Genomic DNA, 22,243 nt, shown 5'->3' with positions numbered 1-22,243 from the left:
CTGACGGCTTGCGCTGCGCCGTGCCCCGGAAGGGTCGGGCAATTCCGCCCGGCAACCTTCCAGGAGTTCACCATGAACAACGCACTCATCACCGACGAGCAGCGCATCGTGCTGCTGGCCAACGGCCGCGAATCCTTGGAGAACCCGGACTTCGATCCGGCACCCGTGGTCAAGCTGTTCACGCCGGACGCTGGCGCGACCTGGCTGCTGACCGAGATTGATCCCGACGACCACGACCACGCCTTTGGTCTTTGCGACCTGGGCCTGGGGGAGCCGGAAATCGGCTGGGTCAGCCTGGACGAGCTGGCGGCGGTGCGCGGCGGGCTGGGCCTGCCGATCGAACGTGACCTGTCTTTCCGCGCCGAGAAGCGGTTGAGCGTCTATGCGCGCGATGCGCGGCTGGCCGGGCGGATCGTTGTCTGACCCGGCCCTGGGAGCGCTGCAAGGCGCTCCTTGTGCTTTCTCAACCATCACAGGAGATCAATGCCATGAGCAGCCATAACGACTACATCATCGAAATCACGGCGCAGCACGATGCGCTCAAGCCGTTCGCGCCGGAGAACGGCCAGCCCTTGCGCTTCAAGATCGGCGACGCGGTGATCTACACCAACGAATTTGGCGCACAGTTCCGGCGCCGCGTTACCGGGTTCTACCGGCCAACCGCGCTTTCGGGCCTGTACGCGCGCGGTGCGCGCTACCTGCTGAACTCGTCATCGCCCTGGATGCCAGTTTCGGAATCCAGCCTGCGCCCTGACGACTCGGCGTGATGCCTTCGCACCCCTGACGGGGCGCTGCGCGCTGCGCTTGCCTCCAGGGGAAAGCCCTGCGGGCTATCCCCGCCGCGCGATGCTTGGCGCCCCTCAAAGACCGCCGAACCGGCTGCGCCGGATCGGCCTGACCACAGTAGTCGCTGTCGAACCTGTTTCCCGATGACTGGCGCATGAGCTTGTGCATCAAGCATTGAAGGCTGTGCGTCCCCGGCCAAGAAACATGGCCGGTCACGCTGTCGTGCGCGTGGCGCATCGAGCCGCCTGCGGCGTCTCGCCCCTGACGGGCTTCCATCGTTCCCTCGCTCCGCTCGGCTGACGCCTCCGGCCCGGCTTCCAGATCCGGGCCTGCGCGCTTCGCTTGCCGTGCGGTCGGCGTGTTGAGGGGCCGTTGCCATGTCCAGCCGTCTCCCCTGACTTCATCACCTTCACCGCGACTGTAGCCCGCGGCCGTGTGCCGTCAAGGCGCGCAGGGCCGTGTCCTCGGCTTCGCCTGCGGGCCGCACCAACCCTGCGCTTATCTCCTTGACGGCCCCCCGTCCGCGCGCTCCTGACCGTCGCGGGCGATGAACTCAGGAAAGACGGTGGCAACAGGGCCAACCGGGTTCCTCGTGCCGACCGCACCGAACAGCCGAAAGGCTGGGCTTCCGAATCTAGGAATCCGGTGTGCGGTGAACAGCAAACCCTTTTTTCTTTGTCAGGAGAAATGCCATGCAACTCGCATCCCGCTTCGCTTCCCGCTCCCCGGTGCTGCGTTCGGAACGTCCCTTGTCGGATGACCAAATCCGGGCCGTGGCCCCGTCGATCTTCGCCAAGGCACCGCACGAAAGCCGCTCCGAGCGGTACAGCTACATCCCCACCGCCACCGTGCTGCAGGAACTGCGCGGGGAAGGCTTCGAGCCTTTCATGGTGACGCAAACCCGCGTGCGCCACGACGACCGCCGCGACTACACCAAGCACATGATCCGGCTGCGCCACGCCAGCCAGATCAACGGGCGCGAGGCCAACGAAATCATCCTGCTGAACTCCCATGACGGCACCAGCAGCTATCAGATGCTGGCCGGGATGTTCCGCTTCGTTTGCAGCAATGGCCTTGTCTGCGGCGACACCGTGGCCGACGTGCGCGTACCCCACAAGGGCGACGTAGCCGCTCACGTCATCGAAGGCGCATACGAAGTCCTGCACGGCTTCGACCGGGTGCAGGAATCGCGCGATGCCATGCGCGCCATCACGCTGGACGCCGGGGAATCGGAAGTGTTCGCCCGCGCTGCGCTGGCGTTGAAGTACGACGAGGACAAGCCCGCGCCCATCACGGAATCGCAAATCCTGATGCCGCGCCGCCATGACGACGACCGCCGCGACCTGTGGAGCGTGTTCAACCGCACGCAGGAGAACTTGACCAAAGGCGGCCTGTCCGCCCGCGCCGCGAGTGGCCGCCGCCAGACCACCCGGCCCGTGCAGGGCATCGACCAAAGCGTGCGCCTGAATCGCGCCCTGTGGCTGCTGGCCGATGGCCTGCGCCAGTTGAAAGCCTGAATCCCCACGCGGCAGGGGCAGGCAGCAGCCCTTGCCGCTTCTCTCGCTGCTGCATCCCTAACCGCAAGGAGTTATCACCATGAACGCCGTACTCAAAACCGAAGCCGTCGCCATCGAAGCCGCCGCACCGCTGGAAATGGCCGACCCGTCCAAGAACCTGATTCTGGTTCCGCTCTCGCAGTTGCTGCCGCGCCGCTCCAAGCGCAACGCCCGCAAGATGCCGCGCCTGTCCATCCCCGAACTGGCCGCGAGCATTGCCCGCATCGGCCTGCTGCAAAACCTGATCGTCATCCTTTCCGCAGATGGCGAGGCTTACGAGGTGGTGGCAGGCGACCGCCGACTGACCGCCTTGAAGCTGCTGGCGAAGAAGAAGCGCATCCCCGCCGACTACGAAGTGCCGTGCCTGCTGGTGCCCGATGCTTCGGCCCGTACCGTCAGCCTCGCGGAAAACCTGATGCGCGAGCAGATGCACCCCGCCGACCAGTTCGAGGCGTTCGCCGCGCTGGTCAAGGAAGGCCGGCCCATCGAGGACATTGCCGCCGACTTCGGCGTGTCCCCGCTGGTGGTGCAGCGCCGCTTGAAGCTCGCCCACATCGCGCCGCGCCTGATGGCCGACTACCGCGCCGGAACCGTCACGCTGGAACAGTTGATGGCCTTGACCATCACCGACGACCACGCCGCGCAGGAGGCCGCGTTCTATGGTGCGCCGGAATGGCAGCGCAGCCCGTCCAAGCTGCGCGAGCGCCTGACCGAACGCGAAATCGACGCCTCGCACGCGCTGGTGCGCTTCGTCGGGCTGGACACCTACCGGCAGGCAGGCGGCGGCGTCCGCCGCGACCTGTTCGCAGAAGGCGATGCCGGAACCTACCTCACCGATACCGCAGTGCTGGAAACGCTGGTGCGCGACAAGCTGGCAACGCTGGCCGAGGACGTGCGCGCCGAGGGGTGGGCATGGGTGGAGGCCGTGCCGCATCTGGCCTACGAGGAACGGCAGGCGTTCCAGAACGCCCCGCGCCATCGCCGCGAGCCGACCACCCGCGAAGCCCGCCGCATCGCCTCGCTGGAAACCCGCCTCGAAAAGATCGACGCCGAACTGGAAGAAGCCTGCGACGCCGAGGACAAGGCCAAGGCCGAGAAGCTGGAACAGCGGCGCGATCAGGTGGTCGGGGAACTGCAAGACGCGGAGGATGCCTTGCAGGGCTATGCCCCCGAGGTGCGCGAGGTGGCCGGTGCCATCGTCACCATCGACCGCAACGGCGAGGCCGTCATTCATCGCGGCCTGCTGCGCGAAGCCGAGGCCAAGGCGCTGCGCACGCTGGAAAAGCTGCGGCGCGGTTTCGGCAGTGCCGAAGGCGAAGCCGCCAACGACGAGCACGAGGACGCCGACGACGCGCCCAAGGCCGCGAGCCTGTCCGACCGGCTGGCGCAGCGGTTGAGCGCCCACCGCACGGCGGCGCTGCAAATCGAAGTTGCACGGCATCCGCATGTCGCGCTGGCCGCGCTGGTGCATGGCATGGTGCAGACCGTCTTGCAGCCCGACGCCTACGGCGATGGCCTGCCGCTGGGCGTGCGCCTCACGGCGCAAGACCGACTGGAAGGCATGGCCCCGGACTGGCCGGAATCGCCCGCTGCCGTGGCGCTGCGCGAACTGCAACAGGTGGCCGGTGAAGCCTTGCCGGAGGACAGCGCCGAACTGCTCGCTGTGCTGCTGGCGAAGTCGCAAGACGAACTGGTGCGGTTGCTGGCCGTGTGCGTGGCTTCCACGGTGGACGTGGTGACGCCTCGCGCCACGGCGCACCAGCCCGGCGAGGAACTGGCGCAGGCCGTGGGCCTCGACATGGCCGCATGGTGGAAGCCGACCGCAGAAGGCTACTTCAAGCACGTTTCCAAGGCTGTGATTCTGGATGCCGTGGGCGCGTTTGCACCGGAATCTGTCACCCGGCTGGCGAAGCTCAAGAAGGCCGACATTGCCAGCGAGGCCGAGCGGCTGGCCGATGGCACGGGCTGGATGCCCGCCATCTTCAAGGCCGCAGGCCCGCAGAATGCCGCGCAGGAGGCAGGCCCGGAGCAGGACGCCCCGGAGGATGCCGAGGCAATGGCGGATGAACCAGCCGAGGCGCTGGCCGCTTGACCCGCGCCGAAGGCAAGCGCCCCGGCCTCGACCGGGGCGCTTCGCTGCAAGGAGAAGCCCCCATGACCCGCACCACCACCAGCCGCCCGCGCATGGCGGCGATCTACGCCCCCGGCACGGTGCGCGCCCGCCGCTGGCACGGCGACGGCGACGTGCGCGGCTACCGCCCGCCCTTGGGCTGGTCGGCTTGCGCTGACCTCACCGACATTCATCCCATCACGGGCCACGCCTTGCCGCGTGCCGTGTGGTGGCTCATCGAGACGAAGAAATAACCGCGTTCAGCACCGCGCCCAGGCCGTTCCGACCTGGGCGCGGTGGACGCAAAATCCGGGCGCGGCAGTGGCCGCGCCCGGTGTTCCAAGCCCGCAACCGAATCGGAACGCCGCCGCCATCACGGCAGTTCAGGCGGCGGCGTTGACGTGACCGGGCTTCCCGCCCGGCAATGGCCGGCCCGCATGGGCCTGCAAGCCGAAGCGCCCGCAGTGCGCGGGAATCACCAGCGGTTTTCGACTTGCCGCGTGCATACCCTGCAGCGTAGGCCGCGCCAATTTCATCAGAGGCATGTCCGCGTTTCCTGTTTGGAAATCTGGAACGGCCTGAGCGTGTCGGCGCACAGCGCCGCCGGGCTTTCGGGCTGCGCCCCGTGCCGACTTCGCTGTCACGGCCATTCGGCTTCAATCCCTCACGCCTTCGCGCCTGCGGCGCTGCGCGCTTCGCTTGCCTCCAGGGGAAAGCCCTGCGGGCTATCCCCGCCGCGCGATGCTTGGCGCCCCTCGATGCCGCCGAACCGGCTGCGCCGGATCGGCCCGGCCAGCGCCCCGCCGCGATGGGCGGGCGCTGGCGAACACGCTGGCGCTCGCTGCGGCAGGTTGTGCAGGTGCGTGCCCGTCCTCAACGCTGGCGGTTCCTGCCCATCACGTCACGAAGGACGGTTCACCGACAACCCGCCCGGCATCGCTATGGAGCTTCCACGCCACGCATCAAGACCGGCGCCGCAAGGTGCGGCGTGGGCGTTCTCGCCTGTCGTCGGGTGGTTGACCTGGCCCGCGTCAGCGGGCGAGCCGGAAAAGCCTTCGGGCGGGGATGCCGAGTCGGCCCCATCTCCTTTCGGAGTGGTTCGGCCCAAGGCGTCCTTGTCTCGTTGTGAATCCTGGCGGGGGTGCGGCTGCGCCTCGGGCTTATGGCTGCAACCGTCCGGCGAAAACAATTTCCCCGCCGCTACGCGGCTTCCACGCGCAACAAATTCTTTTCGCCTCCCGGCTCTCCACTGCGTTTCGACCGCAAGCGGTGCAGCCAGCCCGTCCCCCCGCCGGCCGGATCACAACAAGGACGCGATGGGCGCGAACCTTGTTCAACCGAAAGGAGAAAACATCATGGCCAACATCGGCACCTTCACCACCGACAAAGACGGCTTCACCGGCACGCTGCGCACCCTGACGCTCAACGTCAAGGTCAAGCTGGTTCCCAACGACAAGGGCAGCAGCGAGAACGCCCCCGACTTCCGCCTCCAGGCCGCCGGCCACGACATCGGCGCGGCATGGAACAAGACCAGCGAGGCCGGGCGGGAATACAAGTCCGTGACCCTCGACGATCCTTCGTTCCCGGCTCCGGTCTATGCCCGCCTGATCGAAGGCGAGGACGGCACGCACGACCTGATCTGGTCGCGCAGCAAGCCCCAGGCGGCGTGACCGCCGCAGCGCCCCGCCCACCGCGGCGGGGCGCTGTGCTGCTGGTCGCAGCACACCACCACGTCACGCACGAGGCTTCGCCGAGTCGCGTTCCTTGGCCACCGCCTCCAGCTCCCGGCGCACTTGCGCCAGCAGCTCGTCGGCCTTGCGCGGACTGTCGCCCGCATAGGCCAGCGTCAGCAGCGTGAGCGGGTGGATCTTCATCACCTCGCACAGCTCGGCCAGCTTATGCAGGGTCGGGCTTTTAAGGTTGCGTTCGAGGGTACTCATATAGGTACGGCTGGACACGTCAGAAAAGGCTTCCTGGCTCAAGCCACGCGCCTTTCTGACTGTCTTCAACGCCTTCGCCAATGAGTTCTTAGCCGCCACCTATGGTTTCCCTCGAAAAACCAAGATGACAGCCCATTGCGCCCTATAGGGCTACAATCTATAGTGTTCATTTGGTGTTCTACGTTTTTGTGCCTTTACGGAAATCCGCATCGGCAGGTTCCGGCAAAGCCACGGAACCGCATCCGTGCTTGCGCACGAAGGCGTAAATCCGGTTTCGCGGTTCTGCGCTTTGGCGTGAAACCGCATTCGTGCATCATTGGATTTGTGGAATTGCCGACCATGCCCCAGCCACTCGCCACCGCCCCGGAGCGCGCGCAACTGCTCGCCAACGGCGAGGCCCGCGCCGCTGGCCGGGCCATCGACCCGGTGCCCGTGGTGCGGTTGTTCACGCCGGACGCGCATGTGACTTGGCTGCTGGCCGCGCTCGACCCCGCCGATGGCGACACCGCATGGGGCCTCATCGACTTGGGGTTGGGGATCCCGGCGCAGGGCACTGTCAAGCTATCCGATCTGGCCGGCATCGTCGGGCCGTGCAAGCAGCCCGTGTTACGCGACACCTATTTCCGCCCTACGCGCACGCTGTCGGAATACACCCGGCTGGCCGAGCGCGATGGCGCGATCTCGGATTGAATACGGCCGACTGTGACTTTTTCAGTCTGGCGTCATACCGGGCAGGTCTTAATCAGCATTCTTGCGGCGTAGCCCCACCAGTCTGATCCAAATTGACATGATGCCCAGCGCGGGCTGCGGCAGGCTGGCCTGTGCAGCACTCCAAGTTCGGGGCGCTGCCGCCACATCATTGAGACGAATACCGCAACGCATCGGAGCCAATCGGTCTTGACAATCCCATTCGCCTTTTTAACCCATGACGCTCTAACGATGGCGATGTAGCGCGTAGTTCTTCCGTGGCGGCGAGTCCTGTTCGCAGGAGGAGGCGTCATGGTCAATCCTCATCACCTCGCACACTGGTATCCGACTGCCGCATACCTGTATGTCTTTGGGCTGGATGCGCTCGCGCTCGCTTGGGAGTATCTGCGCAGGCATCCCGACTACCGGCTCGACTGGCTTCGCCGTCATCGCCGGCCAGACACGGCGCATCGCTGGGGCTTACGCCTACTGGAAGACCCGGCGCTCGATGCGCGCGACGCGCATCCGGCTTGGCTGCCCGGCCATGCCGCCGTGGTGCAGCTCTACCCCGATGCCGATCCGTCGCAGGATGCGGCGACCTTCGCGTTCTGGCGCATCCCCGGTCACAAGCAACTGCTGCATGACGGTAAAGGGCTGGCGCTGATCGCGCGCAGCCCAGGTCATTGCCTGCGCTTCGCGTTCGCGCCCGGCCTGGAAGACGGCATGGCCGTGGCCTATGCCCAACGGAGCGGCACCGCCGCGCCTGCGCGCGGTCGTGCGCTCCACGGAGCACTGGCGGCCGCCAAGCCCAGACCGACACCTACCGCACTGCTGGAACTGCACAGCTTGCAGGCGCTCGACGCGACCCTGGCGGGCGCATCCCTGCGTGAAGTCGCGGAAGGACTGTTCGGCGTAGATGCCGCAGCCGATTGGTACAGCGATGGCGGGCTGCGCTCCAAGGTACGCCGCCTGGTACGGCGCGGTGATGCGCTGATGCGCGGCGGCTATCGCCGTCTAGCACAGCTTCCGCCGCTTGAGAAGGGTCGTTTTGAGGACGACGCAAAACGACCCTGAGCAGAACAGCTTGGTTTTCTGAGACTGCCTCCATCCGGTCGCGCTGTGTGGCCGGGCGCTTTCAACCGATGGAGGTTCACACCATGCGTCCCGCTCCCTTGCGGCCTGCCGCCACTGTCTCGACCGCTGCCGCGCAGCCCCAACGCTATCTCACCAACGACGAAGCCGCCGAATACCTGCGCCTGTCGCCGCGGACGCTGGAAAAGCAGCGTGTGATCGGCGGCGGCCCGCGCTTTCGCAAGTTCGGCCGCCGCGTCATGTACGCCGTGGCCGACCTCGACGCCTGGGCTGCCGACCGCAGTTTCGAGACGACTTCCGATCCCGAATACGCCGAGCACCACTCGGCCGACAGCCGTGCGCGCTGATCGGCGGCGCGCGGCAGGCCATCGCTATGTCCAGCACCGGGCTGCCGTCCCGGCAGCGGCCGTTGCAGGAGCGCGAACAGCTCGACCTGTTCCGCGCCTTGCCCGGCGACATGGCGCCGCGCGACAGCCAGGATTTGATGGCCTATCCGTTCTTTTCGCTCGCCAAGTCCAAGCGGGTCAAGCCCATCGACTTCCGTGCGGGCAACGTGACGATTCGCGTGGAAGGCACGCAGGAGCACGGCATCGCCACGATCTGGGACGCGGACGTGCTGATCTGGGCGGCCTCGCAGATCGTGGAGGCGAAGGACGCGGGCCTGCGGCCCTCGCGCCTGATGCACGCCACACCCTACGAGATCCTGCGCTTCTTCGGGCGCGGCAAGTCGCTGCGCGACTACCAGCGCCTCAAGGCGGCCTTGGATCGCCTGCAATCGACCACGGTAGCCACGTCCATCCGCGAGACGACCGGGCGGCGATTGCACCGCTTCTCCTGGATCAACGAGTGGAAGGAACTGGCCGACGCCAGCGGCACGCCGCTGGGCATCGAGCTGATCCTGCCGGACTGGTTCTATGCGGGCGTGCTCGACGCCGCCCTGGTGCTGACCATCGACCCGGCGTACTTCCGGCTTACCGGCGGCATCGAACGCTGGCTGTACCGCCTGGTGCGCAAGCATGGCGGGCGGCAGGAGCACGGCTGGCAGTTCGACTTCCGCTACCTGCACCAGAAATCCGGCAGCACCGCCAAGCCCTACGACTTCGCCTGCGACCTGCGCGCGCTGGTCGCGCGGCAGTCGCTGCCCGGCTACGTCCTGGGCATCGAGCGGATGCCGGACAACGGCATGGAGCTGCTGACCTTCCGGCCCGTGCCGCAGACGGCACGGGGATAACTCCGGGAAAACCTGTGAACAGTGTCGTGCTATCAGGCGTGCGGGGTATCGTGCTATCAGGCGTGGGACTATCGTGCTATCAGGCGTGCCGATCGGCCGCAAACCCGCGCCAGCATTGGGTTTGCGCACCTTCTAACTTCCCTAACTTAATTTCTCTAACTTTTAGTAGGGAAACGCCGCTGCGGTGGACAACCACCACGCGGCCACAAGCGCAGCAGCAAAAGCCCGGCTCTCCAACACGGAGGGCCGCGTCATGATCGTCGCTCTGCTCAACCAGAAAGGCGGCGTGGGCAAGACCACGCTCGCCACGCATATCGCCGGCGAGCTTGCGATGCGCGGCCAGCACGTCGTCCTGCTGGACGCCGACCCGCAGGGTTCGTCGCTGGACTGGACACAGCGCAGAAGCCAGCAAGGCTTGCCAAGGCTTTTCAGCGCCGTGGGCCTCGCACGCGAAACGCTGCACCAAGAGGCGCCAGAACTCGCCAGGCGAACCGATCACGTCATCATCGACGGCCCGCCGCGCATCGCGGCACTGGCGCGCTCCGCGCTGCTGGCGGCCGAGCGCGTGCTGATCCCCGTGCAGCCCAGCCCCTACGACCTGTGGGCCAGCGCCGAGATGGTGGCGCTGATCCGCGAGGCCCAGGTGTTTCGGCCTGCGCTGCGCGCGGCCTTCGTCATCAATCGGCGCGTCAGTACCACCGTGATCGGGCGCGAAGCGCGCCAGGCGCTCGCCGACCAGCCGCTTCCTGCGCTGCGCGCGGAAGTGCATCAGCGCATCGTGTTCGCCGACAGCGTGGCCGCTGGCCGGCTTGCACGCGAGACGGCGCCGGACAGCGCCGCCGCCCGCGAAATCACCGCACTGGTGGACGAACTGCTGCGGTGGCCGACATGACAGCGAAGCCACCGATACGCGCAAAGCGCGTCGGCATCGGCGCGCGTCCGCCCGCGAATCCGCACGCCGAGGCGTGGATTCGCCAAGGCGACGCCGATGCGCTGGGCAAGGGCGACCTCTACACCGCTCGCCTGACCCTCGACATCACGCCCGCGCTGCGCGCGCGCATCAAGGTGTCGGCCTTCACGCAGGGCGTGACCGTGGCCGATCTGCTGCGCGGCCTGCTGGAGCGTGAGTTTCCCGAGCATCGCAGGGAGAACACACCATGACCGCATCCGCTTCGCCTGCCGCTGGCGCGGCTACGGCTGCGCTCGCAGCACCTTCCGGCCAGCCTGCCAGCGCGCCGTTGACGCGCGTGGCACTGGCCTACACCGAACCACGCTTCAAGCTCTACCTGCGCTTCGGCGAACCCGCGCGTACGCACCAGCTCGACCGCTGGCGGCGCTGCGCGGTGTTCCAGCCGGGCGCCATGTTCTGCCGCATCCGCTGGCAGGCCAACGACTACGGCACGATTCGCTGGCAGCTCATGGTGATGCAGGCTTGCACGCCGTTCGATGCGGCGCAGCGCATTCCCGGCGTGCAGCCGGGCGCACGCCTGCTGCTGCACGCCGAGGGCGAGAATCAGGTGCGCGCCGTGCTGGAGCGCATCGACGCCATCGAGGCGCTGGGCATCGCGCCTATCGGTGCCTCGCCCGTGTACTGGCGCACGCTCGCCAACCGGCTCGCTGCACGCCTGCCGCTGCCCGAATACACCGCCGAGCGGCACGCCGCATGGCTCATCGGGAGGGCGCTGCCATGAACGCCGTTTCGACTGTCGGCACCGCGCCGCGTCCTCGCTCGCGCCTGCGCGCTCGCATCGTGCTGGCGGGCCTGTCCGCCTGCGGCCTCGCTGCGCTGGCCTGGGCGTCCTTCGTGCATCCACTGCCGCGCCTGATCTACAACCCGTCCGACAGCGTGGCGGTCGGCTGGTATCGCGTCGATCCGCTGAGCAACGGCACCGGCTCGCTGCCACGTCCTTTGTCCGTGGGCAGCATCGTCCTGACCACGCTGCCGCCAGATGCCGCTGCGCTGGCCGCGCAGCGCGGCTACCTGCCGGCGCGCGTGCCGCTGCTCAAGCGTGTGGGCGCCGTCGCGCCGCAGGAAGTGTGCATCGCGGGCGGCATCGTCCGCATCGACGGCGTGCCTTCGGCCGCCGTGCTGCCTGCTGACCGCTGGGGCCGGCCGCTGCCATCCCGGCAGCAATGCCGTCGCCTCGAACCCGGCGAACTGTTCCTCTTGAGTGTGACCAACCCGGCGTCGTTCGACAGCCGGTATTTCGGGCCGGTCAGCACATCCGCCGTGATCGGCGTCGCGCATCCGGTCTGGCTGGAATCCCGCCCATGATGGCCGTCGATTCGCTGCACGCCGCCGTGCATCTCATCGTGCCATCGGGCGTGTCGTTCTGCTGTTCGTCGCCGTGTCGTCGCGCGTGCAGTGCGGGTGCATTCGCACCGCACTTCGCGCTGCCTTCGGCGCAGCCGTCCAACGTGCAGGCGTCTTGCCTCGAACGCGCCCGGCCTGCGGCCGTGTCCGCGTTCGCCGGCGCGCTGGCTGCTCGCGCAGCAGCGCCGCCGGGCCGCCGCTGCCCGGAGCGACAGCGAGGGGCAAAGGCGGAAGGCAAGACAAAAGGACGCGGCACCGGGCCGCGTCGAAAGCCTGTCTGCACATGGGGTTGGCGCGGCACGGAGCGGCTTCGCCGCCGTGCCGCTTGGGGCGCGAGGCCCACGCCAATGCAGGCATGTCCGCGTGCTTCGCACGACCGGACATGCCAGAGCTTGCAGGGGGCGCAGCCATGACCGACCGCCGCGACGATGATTTCCGCATCCGCCCCAGCGCCCCGAAGAACCAGGGCCAGGGCTTCGTCTCCAAGGTGCTCAAGCAGGCGGGCAAGGCCAGTAGCGGCAAGTCGTCGGTGCGTCGTCCTGGGGGAGCTGGCAAGGGCGCAGGAACCGGGCATCGGCCCGGCTCGCGTCTGGGGCGCGGCCACACGGCGGCGCGCTTCGCCGGGGCGAAGCTGACGCCCATGTCGCGGCGCGTGACCATCAAGACGCTGTTGGTCAATCAGCGCCAGGCCAGCCCGCAATCGCTCGCCAAGCACCTGCGCTACATCGAGCGCGATGGCGTGGGCCGCGATGGCGAGCCAGGCCAAGCCTACGGGCCGCAGACCGATGCCGCCGACCTCGACGCCTTCAAGGAACGCTGCGCCGACGACCGGCACCATTTCCGCTTCATCCTCTCGCCGGAGGACGGCGCCGAGTTGGAAGACCTGCGCACCTACACGCGGCACCTCATGGGCCGCATGGAGGCCGACCTGGGCACGGGCCTCGATTGGGTGGCCGTCAACCACTGGAACACCGACAACCCGCACACGCACATCGTCGTGCGCGGACGCGACGACACCGGCAAAGACCTCATCATCGCGGGCGACTACATCGCCGATGGTTTCCGCCATCGCGCCGCCGAACTGGCGACCGAATGGCTGGGGCCGCGCACCGAGCTGGAGATCCAGCAGACCTTGCAACGCGAGGTGGAACAAGAGCGATGGACGAGCTTGGATCGCACGCTCAAACGCGAGTTGGGCGACGATGGCTTGGTGCATGTCGAACGCCTCAACGAGCCGAGATTGCAACGCCAGCGCCTGCTGCTGATCGGCCGCCTGCAACGCTTGCAGCGCCTGGGCCTGGCCGACGAGATGCAGCCGGGCACCTGGGCCGTCCATACCGATGCCGAAAAGACGCTACGCGCCCTGGGCGAGCGTGGCGACATCATCCGCACCATGCAGCGGGCCATGCGCGGCGAGCCGCGCGAACTGGCGGTGTTCGACCCGGGCGACGATGGCCGAACCATCCTCGGCCGCGTGGCCGCGAAGGGGCTGGCCGACGAGCTGCGCGACCGGGGTTATCTGGTCATCGACGGGGTGGACGGCAAGGCCCACTATGTTGCGCTCAACGCCCGCGACGAACTGGCGAACTATCCGACCGGCGCCGTGGTGGAGGTGAAGGGATCGGCCGACGTGCGTGCGGCCGACCGCAACATCGCCGCGCTGGCGAGCGATGGCCTGTACCTCACCGACCACCACCTCGCCATCGCGCAGAGTCAGGCCGTGCCGGGCCGCGATCCGCAGGAAGTCGTCGCCGCCCATGTCCGCCGGCTCGAAGCCCTGCGCCGAGCCGGCATCGTGGAACGTGTCGCCGAAGGTCTATGGAAGGTGCCGGACAACCTGCCCGAGCAGGGCCGTCAGTACGACGCGCAACGCCTAGGCGGCGTGGCCGTGGAACTGAAATCGCACCTACCCATCGAGCGACAGGCCCGCGTGATCGGCGCCACGTGGCTCGACCAGCAGTTGATCGGCGGCGGCACCGGCCTGGGCGAACTGGGCTTTGGTGGCGAGGCCAAGCAGGCGATGCAGCAGCGCGCCGACTTCCTGGCCGAACAAGGGCTGGCCGAGCGACGCGGCCAGCGGGTGATCCTGGCGCGTAATCTGCTGGGCACGCTGCGCAATCGGGAGCTGGCGCAGGCCGCTAAGGACATCACCGCCGATACCGGCTTGGAGCATCGCCCGGTGGCCGACGGGCAGCGCGTGGCGGGTATCTACCGGCGTAGCGTCATGCTCGCCAGTGGGCGCTACGCGATGCTCGATGACGGCATGGGGTTCAGCCTTGTGCCGTGGAGGCCGGTGGTCGAGCAGCGGCTGGGCCAGCAGCTTGCCGCTACGGTGCGCGGCGGCGGCGTGTCCTGGGAGATAGGACGGCAACGTGGGCCTGCCGTCGGTTAACTTCCCGCGATAGCAGTGCCCGGCATGGGGGTTGCACAATAAACCGATTGACGGTCGGTTTTTCGTGGTGGATACTCTTGAGTTCGAGTCAAAGCTCGGAGCCGACAACATTGACCAACCACAGCGTACCAACACTTGGCGATCTCGAAATCGCCGTGCTCGAAGACATCTGGCGCTTCGGCCCGTCCGACACCAAGGCGGTGTACGCGCGCATTGGGAAGTCTCGCTCGATTTCCTTGAACACAGTGCAATCCACGCTGGAACGTCTGTTTCGCAAGGCCATGCTCCAGCGCGAAAAGATCAGCCATGCCTACGAATACTCGGCACGAGTATCTCGCCGGGAACTGATCCAGAAGCTGGTCGAGTCCACGGTGCGTCGTGTCGCAGGCCCGCAGCCGGATGCGTTGTTGAGTGCCTTTGTCGATCTTGCTGCAAGGGCGGATGATGACCAGCTCAAGAGGCTGGAGGAGTTGATTGCCCGTCGTCGCGCTGAATTGGATCAGCCGTAATGATGAGTTATGGCCCACTACTTCAGTTCGCATTGCTATCCGGCTTCGTGCTGGCAGTAACGCTTACCCTGCTGATTGGAACCTGCGAGCGCCCATTACGCCGTGCGCTGTCAGGAAAGAGCCCCTATCAGCGAGCAAGAGTGTCTTGGTGGATGCTGGTAACACCCGCATTGGCGGGTATTGCCTATACGGCCATGACTATCGCCATGCCGTCGATGTTTGATGATTCGGCCAGATTTGCCGCTGCCTGCTCTGCGCACGCTGACACGCTCCTGCACCTGTGCGTTTGGCACCCGAGCGGCAATGGGCAAAGTGCCTGGCTATGGGGAGCATTGGCATTGTTGGCGGGATACGCGGTTTGGCTGGCATTACGGGCCGTAGTGGGCCTTTGGCGTGCTCGTCGAACCCTTGCCTCGATGGTGCGCCTGAGCTGGCGTCCGGGGTATCCAGACAAACTTCGCGTGCTTGATGTCGATCAGCCTATGGCGCTGGCCTGTGGCGTCGGGAATGGCCACATCCTGCTTTCAACCTCGTTGATGCGGCGACTCGACCCAACGCAATTGCGCGTGGTGCTGGCGCACGAACAGGCTCATATCGCCAATCGAGATGTGCTGCATCGCCTGATCGCTGTCGTGTTGTCGAGCATCCAGTTGCCGGGCACTCGTCGCCGGCTGTTGCGCGATCTGGAACTCGCCTTGGAACAGCGTTGTGATTTCGCTGCTGCAAACGAAGTGGGATGCCCTGTCGCCGTAGCCGAAACCATCGTTGCAGTAGAAAAGATATTTCGGCAACACGCCAAGGAACAGATGCCGTTGGCTATGGCGTTCTTTTCCGATTTCGTCCCTGAGCGTGTCGAGGCGTTGCTGTCGTCCAAGCACACGTCTGTCTCATACCTGGGGCCGATGCTAGGCATTCTTGTTCTGGCGTTTTGCAGCCTATCTACCGGCTGGCTGCATTCCGTGACCGAATCTCTCATCACTGTGATGACGAGGTAAGTCCATATGCGCGCGTGCTGTGTTTTTTTGCCTGAAAAACCGATTGATGATCGGTTTATGACGATTCCACTAAGGCGTGTGCGAGCAGCCGTGACGCGGAATCGTTTGCTCGCCACCTGTCGTCGTCGTGAGGATTTTCATGAATTTGATCCGCTTAGTAGCCTTGGTGTTTGTCGGAGCCTGCGGTACATCCACCGCCCTGGCCGCCGAACCCCTGCGATTGGAGGAGGCTGTCTCCCGCGCACTGGCCGCCCACCCATCCATCGCCGCCGAAACGGCGCAGCTCCAGGCCGTTCGAGCGCGCACACAGCGCGAAGCCCTGCCACCGCCTTACACCATTGGCGGCGAGGTTGAGAACGTCGCTGGGAACGGCAACCTGCGAGGTATCCGCTCGGCCGAAACGACATTGCGCATCGGTCGGGTCATAGAACTCGGTGGCAAGCGCGAGGCTCGCCAAACGCTGGGACAAGCCGAACTGAGAGAACAAGAGCATCAGGCCACCAAAACGCGGATCGACCTGGCCAGTTCAACTACGGCCCGCTTCATTGAAGTGCTCGCTAGGCAACAGCGATTGACGTATGCCGAGGAGCGTATCAAGCAAGCGGAGCGCACCCGTCGAGAGGTTGCAGCGTGGGTAAAAGCCGCTCGCAATCCTGAGTCGGATTTGCAGGCCGCCGATATTGCGGTCGCTGAGGCGCAGCTCAATCGCGAGAGTGCTGAACTCGAATTGGCGAGCGCCAAGATGACTTTGGCCGCGAGCTGGGGGGCAATGACCCCCGACTTCGGCGAAGTCGTCGGTGACCTCCAAACCTTGCCGACCGTGGCGCCATTCGAGACGCTGGCTGCCCGTTTGCCCATGACGCCGGAACTGTGGGCTTCGCGTTTGCAGGCCGACACCATCGGCGCCCGCCGCCGGCTCGCGGAGGCCGAAGCCAAACCCAACATCGACGTCAGCTTGGGCGTGCGGCGTTTGGAAGACTACAAGGATCACGGCGTAGTGATGTCGATCTCGGTGCCGCTGGGCAGCCCGACGCGCTCTGGATACGCGGTGTCCCAGGCCAATGCGGAGCTTGCTGCGCTTGAAGCGCGGCGTGACGCCGAGCGCTTCGAGCGCCACCAGGCGCTGTTCGACAAATATCAGGAACTCACGCACGCACGGACAGAGGCTGACTCGCTACGCGCACGAATGCTGCCTATGGCTGAAAGCGCTTTGGCAACGACTCGTCGCGGTTTCGAGCAGGGCCGATTCTCCTATTTGTCGTTGGCTCAAGCGCAGCGAACGCTATTCGATCTGCGCGCGCGCGCTGTGGAAGCCGCCACTCGCTATCACCTTCTGCTGGTCGAGGTGGAACGCCTCACCGCCACCGTTGAGGACACCGCACCATGATTCGCATTCTTTCCCTGTTGCTACTTTGTGTGTTTGCCGCTGCATGCAGCCCTGGCGGCGACAAGCCCAAAGAGGCGGCCAGCGCCCAAGCCAGCGGAAGCTATGAGCGCGGCCCAAACAATGGCCGGCTACTCCGCGATGGAGACTTCGCTTTGGAAGTCACCATCTACGAAACCAACGCCCCCCCACATTACAGGCTCTACGCCTATCGTGACGGCAAGCCAGTCGCCCCCGCTGATGTTGCCGCAACGATCAAGCTCTCCCGTTTGGATGGCGAGGTCAACCAATTCACGTTCAGGCCAGAAGGCAACTATCTGGTCGGCAGCGGTGAAGTGACCGAGCCGCATTCTTTCGATGTCGCCGTGTCCGCCGAACACGCCGGAAAGAGGTCCACTTGGTCTTATGAATCCTATGAGGGCCGCGTAAGCATTCCGGCTGGTATCGCCAAGGATGCCGGCATCAAAACCGAATCAGCGGGGCCGGCGGTCATCCGAGACGTTGTGCGGCTGATGGGAACCGTTGTTCTGGATGCCGACAGACACGCAGCGGTTCGCGCACGCTTTCCTGGCATCGTGCGATCAGTGAACGTGCAGCAGGGCGAACGAGTCCGCCGCGGCCAGACACTGGCCATCGTTGAGGGCAACGACAGCATGCGCACCTACCCGATTACCGCACCATTCGACGGCGTGGTACTCGCACGCAACACGAACGTCGGTGATGTGGCCGAAGCAGGTGCGCTGTTCGAGCTGGCTGACCCGTCCTACGTATGGATCGACCTGCGCGCCATCGGCACCGATGCCGAAGCCCTACAGCCAGGGCAGCCGGTACGAATCCGGTCAGCCACCGGGAAGACCGAAGCCAGCGGAAAGATCCAGCGATTGTTGCCGGTGGCTGGCAGCGGCCAGAGCGTCATTGCCCGCGTCAGCATCCCGAACCCGGAGGGGCGCTGGCGCCCCGGCATGACCGTGGCGGCCGAGGTCACAGTAGGCACGCGCAACGTACCGCTGGCGGTAAAAGAGTCCGGGTTGCAGCGATTCCGCGACTTCACCGTGGTTTTCGCACAGGTTGGCGAGACATACGAAGTCCGAATGCTCGAACTTGGCGAGCGTGATGGTGAATACGCCGAAGTGACTAGCGGACTCAAGCCCGGCACGAACTACGTGGCCGAGCAAAGTTTCCTGATACGCCAAGACATCGAAAAGTCTGGCGCAAGCCACGATCACTAAGGACGCGGACATGCTCGAACGTATCATTCGCGCGTCCATCGCGCATCGCTGGCTCGTGCTTCTATTGGTGCTCGCCCTGTCCGGGCTGGGCGTCTGGAACTACAGCCGCTTGCCGATCGACGCGATACCGGACATTACCAACGTCCAGGTACAGATCAATACCGAGGCACCAGGCTACTCGCCAATGGAGGCGGAGCAGCGCGTCACTTTCCCGGTTGAGACGGCGCTCGCTGGCCTCGCCCGGCTGGACTACACCCGCTCGATTTCCCGCTACGGCCTGTCGCAAGTCACTGCGGTCTTTGAGGACGGCACCGACATTTACTTTGCCCGCCAGCAGGTTGCCGAACGCTTGCAGCAGGCATCTTCGCAACTTCCGGCGGGCCTGAATCCTTCTCTCGGCCCGGTGGCAACCGGCCTGGGCGAGATATTCATGTACACCTTGGAACCCGAGAAGGGCTACGAGGAAATCTGGACGCCGACGGCGCTGCGCACATTGCAAGACTGGTCGGTGCGTCCGCAGCTCCGCAATCTGAAAGGCGTCACCGAGGTCAACACCATCGGCGGTTACGTGCGTCAGTTCCACATCACACCCGATCCGGTCAAGCTGCTGGCCTACGAGTTGACGATGAACGACGTGCTGAACGCCGTTGCGCGGAACAACGCCAACGTCGGTGCCGGCTACATCGAACGTCACGGCGAGCAGTACCTGATCCGCATCCCCGGACAGGTAGGCGACATCGAGCGACTGCGGAAAATTGTCGTGGCAACGCGCGATGGGCTGCCACTCCGAATATCCGACGTGGCGGAAGTTCTGGAGGGTAGCGAACTACGAACCGGCGCGGCCACGAAAGACGGCAAGGAGGTCGTGCTGGGAACGGCATTCATGCTGATTGGCGAGAACAGCCGAGCGGTTGCACAGCGCACGGTGGAAAAGCTCGCTGAAATCGACGCGACACTTCCCGAGGGAGTCCGAGCACACGCGGTTTATGACCGCACTCAACTCGTTGACCGCACCATCGCAACCGTGCAGAAGAATCTTCTGGAAGGCGCGTTGCTGGTGATTGCCGTGCTGTTCATGTTGCTAGGCAACCTGCGTGCAGCCCTGATAACCGCAGCGGTCATTCCGCTTGCCATGCTGCTGACGATCACCGGCATGGTGCAAAACCGAATCTCGGCCAACCTGATGAGCTTGGGCGCACTGGATTTCGGCCTGATTGTCGATGGTGCGGTCATCATCGTGGAGAACTGCTTGCGCAGGTTCAGCGAACGACAGCACCAGCTCGGTCGGCTGTTGACCCGCGATGAGCGTTTCTCGCTGGTTTCGAGCGCCAGTGCAGAGGTCATCAAGCCTGCCCTGTTCGGATTATTCATCATCACGGCGGTTTACCTTCCAATCTTCGCGTTGTCGGGTGTGGAAGGAAAGATGTTCCATCCGATGGCGCTTACCGTCGTGATCGCATTGACTGGTGCGATGGTGTTGTCCCTGACTTTCGTGCCCGCTGCGGTCGCGCTGTTTGTCACCGGCAAGGTTTCCGAGAAGGAAACCAAGGTGATGCGCGGCATCAGCCGCTTCTATGCGCCACTTCTCCAGAAGGCAATCAGGCTAAGGGTCGCCGTTGTCGCGGCGGCGTCAGTGTTGGTAGTGCTGTCTGGTTTGCTTGCGACGCGCCTGGGCACCGAGTTCATCCCCAATCTGGATGAAGGCGACATCGCCTTGCACGCGATGCGGATTCCCGGAACGAGTCTGACCCAGGCGATTGGCATGCAGCGCCAGTTGGAAGCGCGGATCAAGGAGTTTCCAGAGGTTGAGGAAGTCGTTGCCAAGATCGGTACTGCCGAGGTTGCGACTGATCCCATGCCTCCTTCGGTGGCTGACACCTTCATCATGCTCAAGGATCGCAGCGAATGGCCTGATCCGCGCAAACCGAGAGCCGTACTGCTTGCCGAACTGGAAAAGGCGGTGAACACCATTCCCGGCAACAACTACGAGTTCACTCAGCCCGTGCAGATGCGCATGAATGAGTTGATCGCGGGTGTCCGTGCCGAGGTGGCGATCAAGGTGTATGGCGATGACATGGAGCAACTGGCCCAACTAGGCTCCAAGATTGAAGCCGTGGCCGAGAGTATCGAGGGATCTGCCGACGTGGCACTCGAACAGATTACGGGCCTGCCGCTGATGACAATCACGCCGAACGTGGATGCACTGTCCCGGTACGGCCTGGCGATCGACGACATACAGCAGACGGTGGCAATCGCTCTTGGTGGTGCCGTCGCTGGCCAAGTGTTTGAGGGCGATCGCCGCTTCGATATTGTGGTTCGGCTGCCCGAAGCGCAGCGCCAAGACCCTAAAGCACTGGCGACACTGCCCATTCCCGTTCCGACCGGCGCTGCTGCCGCACCGGGCCAAGCCGCTTACGTGCCGCTCGGCCAGCTTGCGTCAATCGAAGTGGCTCCCGGCCCCAATCAGATCAGCCGCGAGAACGGTAAACGCCGGATCGTCATTACCAGCAATGTGCGCGGACGCGATCTAGGGTCGTTCGTGGAAGAGCTGCGTGAGCGCGTAAGCCGCGAAATCACACTGCCAGAGGGCTATTGGGTCAACTACGGGGGCACGTTCGAGCAACTCATTTCGGCGAGCCAACGGCTGTCCGTCGTCGTGCCGGCTGTACTGGTTCTGATCTTCGGCCTTCTGTTCATGGCCTTCGGCTCGGGCCGGGACGCCACGGTCGTCTTTAGCGGCGTACCATTGGCACTGACAGGCGGCATTGCCGCATTGTGGCTGCGCGATATTCCGCTTTCGATTTCGGCAGGGGTCGGCTTCATTGCCCTATCCGGTGTGGCAGTGCTCAACGGCCTGGTGATGGTGAGCTTCATTCGCAAGCTGCACCACGATGGCGCGCCGATTCAGGATGCCATTGTGAATGGCGCGATGACGCGGCTACGCCCGGTGCTGATGACTGCGCTGGTTGCAAGCCTCGGTTTCGTACCGATGGCCATCAACGTTGGAACGGGCGCGGAAGTGCAACGACCCCTCGCAACTGTCGTCATCGGCGGCATTGTCTCTTCGACGCTGCTGACGTTGCTGGTACTGCCGGCCCTGTATCGCCTCATTCATCGGCGTACCGACCGCCAGAACACCGCGCCAGCGTAAGCACGATGCCAATTTATCAACAGGTTCACATGGTGCGGCGAACGCAAGAAAGATGCTTGCCGCACTCGAACAACAAGGATTTTTAGGAGATTAATTGAGGTATGACATTCATGCGTGAAAGATCACTTGACGTAATACTGGATCGCTATCGACCGATCTGGCAACGGATTTCCCTGTTTCTCATGGCGACGGTTCTCCTGTTGTTCGCGTGTGCGAATCAGGCGCTCGCCCATGCCGTTGCCGAGGGTGATAAGGGCTACATCCAGGAAATATCCGGCGTCAACCTCATCCCTTTTATGTATCTAGGGGCGAAGCACATGGCGACAGGGTACGACCATATCCTGTTCCTGCTCGGTGTGATCTTCTTCCTGTACCGGATGAAGCATATCGCCCTGTATGTGACGCTATTTGCCATCGGCCACTCGACGACGATGCTGCTTGGCGTGTATTTCAACGTCGGGATCAATAGCTACATCATCGACGCGATCATCGGCCTTTCGGTGGTTTACAAGGCACTCGACAACATCGGCGCATTTCAGCGATGGCTCGGCTTTCAGCCCAACACGAAAGTTGCAACGGTTGTATTTGGACTATTTCACGGATTTGGCCTGTCCACCAAAATCATCGAATACAACATCTCACCTGATGGCCTGATTCCAAATCTGTTGGCATTCAATGTCGGAGTTGAAATCGGACAGTTGCTTGCGCTCGGCTCCATTCTGATCGCAATGAGCTACTGGCGCCGAACCGCAAGTTTCTGGCGCCATGCGTACACCGCAAACGTAGCGATGATGTGTGCCGGCTTCATTCTGATCGGCTATCAGCTCACCGGCTACTTCGTTTCCTGAATCGCACTCGGAGAAAATA

23 protein-coding genes are annotated in these 22,243 nt (G+C 64.7%); 21 read left to right on the top strand and 2 right to left on the bottom strand.

The features are described from left to right. Positions 1–72 precede the first annotated feature (72 nt). The 5 genes from H0X95_RS15075 to H0X95_RS15055 all read left to right on the top strand — a co-directional run bounded on the left by H0X95_RS15075 (position 73) and on the right by H0X95_RS15055 (position 4,706). Positions 73–423, top strand: a complete 351-nt coding sequence (locus H0X95_RS15075) for a DUF2958 domain-containing protein (RefSeq protein ID WP_003103166.1) — start codon at positions 73–75, stop codon at positions 421–423. 65 nt (positions 424–488) lie between these two features. Next, complete coding sequence (locus H0X95_RS15070; RefSeq protein ID WP_003103165.1) at positions 489–767, top strand: hypothetical protein; 279 nt, start codon at positions 489–491, stop codon at positions 765–767. Positions 768–1,478: 711 nt separating this feature from the next. After that, positions 1,479–2,303 (top strand): DUF932 domain-containing protein, encoded by an 825-nt coding sequence (locus H0X95_RS15065; RefSeq protein WP_116803341.1) that lies wholly within the window; start codon positions 1,479–1,481, stop codon positions 2,301–2,303. A gap of 79 nt (positions 2,304–2,382) precedes the next feature. Beyond that, positions 2,383–4,434, top strand: coding sequence for a ParB/RepB/Spo0J family partition protein (locus H0X95_RS15060; RefSeq protein ID WP_116803340.1), 2,052 nt, complete (start codon positions 2,383–2,385; stop codon positions 4,432–4,434). A 62-nt stretch (positions 4,435–4,496) separates the two neighbouring features. After that, positions 4,497–4,706, top strand: coding sequence for a hypothetical protein (locus H0X95_RS15055; RefSeq protein ID WP_016851780.1), 210 nt, complete (start codon positions 4,497–4,499; stop codon positions 4,704–4,706). Between the two features lie 129 nt (positions 4,707–4,835). On the opposite strand, the gene H0X95_RS15050 is transcribed toward H0X95_RS15055, so the two are convergent. After that, entirely contained in the window at positions 4,836–4,997 is a 162-nt protein-coding gene (locus H0X95_RS15050; RefSeq protein WP_023083643.1) for a hypothetical protein, read from the bottom strand. An 810-nt stretch (positions 4,998–5,807) separates the two neighbouring features. Between H0X95_RS15050 and H0X95_RS15045 the strand changes: the two genes are divergently transcribed. Continuing rightward, a complete protein-coding gene (locus tag H0X95_RS15045) occupies positions 5,808–6,122 on the top strand; it encodes a DUF736 domain-containing protein (RefSeq protein ID WP_003107092.1) in 315 nt (104 codons plus the stop codon). Between the two features lie 63 nt (positions 6,123–6,185). On the opposite strand, the gene H0X95_RS15040 is transcribed toward H0X95_RS15045, so the two are convergent. Continuing rightward, positions 6,186–6,491, bottom strand: coding sequence for a helix-turn-helix domain-containing protein (locus H0X95_RS15040; protein ID WP_020750592.1), 306 nt, complete (start codon positions 6,489–6,491; stop codon positions 6,186–6,188). Between the two features lie 240 nt (positions 6,492–6,731). Here H0X95_RS15040 and H0X95_RS15035 point away from each other — a divergent pair, with 240 nt between their 5' ends. The 15 genes from H0X95_RS15035 (at position 6,732) to H0X95_RS14965 (ending at position 22,224) form a co-directional block, all read left to right on the top strand. Continuing rightward, on the top strand, positions 6,732–7,082 hold the full coding sequence (locus H0X95_RS15035) for a DUF2958 domain-containing protein (protein ID WP_003107096.1): 351 nt from the start codon (positions 6,732–6,734) through the stop codon (positions 7,080–7,082). 309 nt (positions 7,083–7,391) lie between these two features. Beyond that, complete coding sequence (locus H0X95_RS15030; RefSeq protein ID WP_003107098.1) at positions 7,392–8,153, top strand: DUF2285 domain-containing protein; 762 nt, start codon at positions 7,392–7,394, stop codon at positions 8,151–8,153. 83 nt (positions 8,154–8,236) lie between these two features. Then, positions 8,237–8,518 carry a helix-turn-helix transcriptional regulator gene (locus tag H0X95_RS15025; protein WP_003107109.1) on the top strand — a complete coding sequence of 94 codons (282 nt, stop codon included), beginning with the start codon at positions 8,237–8,239 and terminating at the stop codon, positions 8,516–8,518. Between the two features lie 26 nt (positions 8,519–8,544). Then, complete coding sequence (locus H0X95_RS15020) at positions 8,545–9,402, top strand: replication initiator protein A (RefSeq protein ID WP_003107111.1); 858 nt, start codon at positions 8,545–8,547, stop codon at positions 9,400–9,402. A gap of 253 nt (positions 9,403–9,655) precedes the next feature. Then, positions 9,656–10,294, top strand: coding sequence for a ParA family partition ATPase (gene parA, locus H0X95_RS15015; protein WP_003107112.1), 639 nt, complete (start codon positions 9,656–9,658; stop codon positions 10,292–10,294). Continuing rightward, positions 10,291–10,563 (top strand): hypothetical protein, encoded by a 273-nt coding sequence (locus tag H0X95_RS15010; protein WP_003107114.1) that lies wholly within the window; start codon positions 10,291–10,293, stop codon positions 10,561–10,563. The genes parA and H0X95_RS15010 overlap by 4 nt, the downstream gene beginning before the upstream one ends. Next, the gene (locus H0X95_RS15005) at positions 10,560–11,093 is read left to right on the top strand and encodes a DUF2840 domain-containing protein (protein WP_003107117.1); all 534 of its coding nucleotides are present in this window, start codon (positions 10,560–10,562) and stop codon (positions 11,091–11,093) included. The genes H0X95_RS15010 and H0X95_RS15005 overlap by 4 nt, the downstream gene beginning before the upstream one ends. Beyond that, the gene (locus tag H0X95_RS15000) at positions 11,090–11,677 is read left to right on the top strand and encodes a S26 family signal peptidase (protein WP_003107118.1); all 588 of its coding nucleotides are present in this window, start codon (positions 11,090–11,092) and stop codon (positions 11,675–11,677) included. The genes H0X95_RS15005 and H0X95_RS15000 overlap by 4 nt, the downstream gene beginning before the upstream one ends. Positions 11,678–12,125: 448 nt before the next feature. Continuing rightward, positions 12,126–14,108 (top strand): relaxase/mobilization nuclease domain-containing protein, encoded by a 1,983-nt coding sequence (locus H0X95_RS14995; RefSeq protein ID WP_003104027.1) that lies wholly within the window; start codon positions 12,126–12,128, stop codon positions 14,106–14,108. A 110-nt stretch (positions 14,109–14,218) separates the two neighbouring features. After that, positions 14,219–14,617, top strand: coding sequence for a BlaI/MecI/CopY family transcriptional regulator (locus H0X95_RS14990; protein WP_003104024.1), 399 nt, complete (start codon positions 14,219–14,221; stop codon positions 14,615–14,617). After that, complete coding sequence (locus tag H0X95_RS14985; protein WP_020750593.1) at positions 14,617–15,612, top strand: M56 family metallopeptidase; 996 nt, start codon at positions 14,617–14,619, stop codon at positions 15,610–15,612. Before H0X95_RS14990 ends, H0X95_RS14985 begins: the two co-directional genes overlap by 1 nt. 139 nt (positions 15,613–15,751) lie before the next feature. Then, the gene (locus tag H0X95_RS14980) at positions 15,752–16,999 is read left to right on the top strand and encodes a TolC family protein (RefSeq protein ID WP_003104019.1); all 1,248 of its coding nucleotides are present in this window, start codon (positions 15,752–15,754) and stop codon (positions 16,997–16,999) included. Beyond that, positions 16,996–18,225, top strand: coding sequence for an efflux RND transporter periplasmic adaptor subunit (locus tag H0X95_RS14975; RefSeq protein WP_003104017.1), 1,230 nt, complete (start codon positions 16,996–16,998; stop codon positions 18,223–18,225). Before H0X95_RS14980 ends, H0X95_RS14975 begins: the two co-directional genes overlap by 4 nt. 10 nt (positions 18,226–18,235) lie before the next feature. Next, on the top strand, positions 18,236–21,376 hold the full coding sequence (locus H0X95_RS14970; RefSeq protein ID WP_003104015.1) for an efflux RND transporter permease subunit: 3,141 nt from the start codon (positions 18,236–18,238) through the stop codon (positions 21,374–21,376). 110 nt (positions 21,377–21,486) lie between these two features. Next, positions 21,487–22,224, top strand: coding sequence for a HupE/UreJ family protein (locus H0X95_RS14965; protein ID WP_020750594.1), 738 nt, complete (start codon positions 21,487–21,489; stop codon positions 22,222–22,224). Positions 22,225–22,243 lie beyond the last annotated feature (19 nt).

The sequence above is a fragment of the Burkholderia sp. 9779_493 genome (assembly GCF_015712215.1).
In the GTDB taxonomy this organism is placed as follows: Bacteria; Pseudomonadota; Gammaproteobacteria; order Burkholderiales; family Burkholderiaceae; genus Burkholderia; species Burkholderia cenocepacia.
The sequence above is the reverse complement of the archived record's forward strand: the minus strand, read 5'-3'. Positions and strand labels throughout refer to the sequence as shown.

Bases quoted from the DNA above. Each gene is read 5' to 3' on its own strand.
- H0X95_RS14975 (WP_003104017.1), top strand. From the start codon at position 16,996: ATGATTCGCATTCTTTCCCTGTTGCTACTTTGTGTGTTTGCCGCTGCA.
- H0X95_RS14980 (WP_003104019.1), top strand. From the start codon at position 15,752: ATGAATTTGATCCGCTTAGTAGCCTTGGTGTTTGTCGGAGCCTGCGGT.
- H0X95_RS15030 (WP_003107098.1), top strand. From the start codon at position 7,392: ATGGTCAATCCTCATCACCTCGCACACTGGTATCCGACTGCCGCATAC.
- H0X95_RS15050 (WP_023083643.1), bottom strand. From the start codon at position 4,997: ATGCCTCTGATGAAATTGGCGCGGCCTACGCTGCAGGGTATGCACGCG.
- H0X95_RS15000 (WP_003107118.1), top strand. From the start codon at position 11,090: ATGAACGCCGTTTCGACTGTCGGCACCGCGCCGCGTCCTCGCTCGCGC.
- parA (WP_003107112.1), top strand. From the start codon at position 9,656: ATGATCGTCGCTCTGCTCAACCAGAAAGGCGGCGTGGGCAAGACCACG.
- H0X95_RS15045 (WP_003107092.1), top strand. From the start codon at position 5,808: ATGGCCAACATCGGCACCTTCACCACCGACAAAGACGGCTTCACCGGC.
- H0X95_RS15075 (WP_003103166.1), top strand. From the start codon at position 73: ATGAACAACGCACTCATCACCGACGAGCAGCGCATCGTGCTGCTGGCC.
- H0X95_RS15010 (WP_003107114.1), top strand. From the start codon at position 10,291: ATGACAGCGAAGCCACCGATACGCGCAAAGCGCGTCGGCATCGGCGCG.
- H0X95_RS15070 (WP_003103165.1), top strand. From the start codon at position 489: ATGAGCAGCCATAACGACTACATCATCGAAATCACGGCGCAGCACGAT.
- H0X95_RS15005 (WP_003107117.1), top strand. From the start codon at position 10,560: ATGACCGCATCCGCTTCGCCTGCCGCTGGCGCGGCTACGGCTGCGCTC.
- H0X95_RS14985 (WP_020750593.1), top strand. From the start codon at position 14,617: ATGATGAGTTATGGCCCACTACTTCAGTTCGCATTGCTATCCGGCTTC.
- H0X95_RS15025 (WP_003107109.1), top strand. From the start codon at position 8,237: ATGCGTCCCGCTCCCTTGCGGCCTGCCGCCACTGTCTCGACCGCTGCC.
- H0X95_RS15020 (WP_003107111.1), top strand. From the start codon at position 8,545: ATGTCCAGCACCGGGCTGCCGTCCCGGCAGCGGCCGTTGCAGGAGCGC.
- H0X95_RS14995 (WP_003104027.1), top strand. From the start codon at position 12,126: ATGACCGACCGCCGCGACGATGATTTCCGCATCCGCCCCAGCGCCCCG.
- H0X95_RS15060 (WP_116803340.1), top strand. From the start codon at position 2,383: ATGAACGCCGTACTCAAAACCGAAGCCGTCGCCATCGAAGCCGCCGCA.
- H0X95_RS14970 (WP_003104015.1), top strand. From the start codon at position 18,236: ATGCTCGAACGTATCATTCGCGCGTCCATCGCGCATCGCTGGCTCGTG.
- H0X95_RS15035 (WP_003107096.1), top strand. From the start codon at position 6,732: ATGCCCCAGCCACTCGCCACCGCCCCGGAGCGCGCGCAACTGCTCGCC.
- H0X95_RS15065 (WP_116803341.1), top strand. From the start codon at position 1,479: ATGCAACTCGCATCCCGCTTCGCTTCCCGCTCCCCGGTGCTGCGTTCG.
- H0X95_RS15055 (WP_016851780.1), top strand. From the start codon at position 4,497: ATGACCCGCACCACCACCAGCCGCCCGCGCATGGCGGCGATCTACGCC.
- H0X95_RS14965 (WP_020750594.1), top strand. From the start codon at position 21,487: ATGCGTGAAAGATCACTTGACGTAATACTGGATCGCTATCGACCGATC.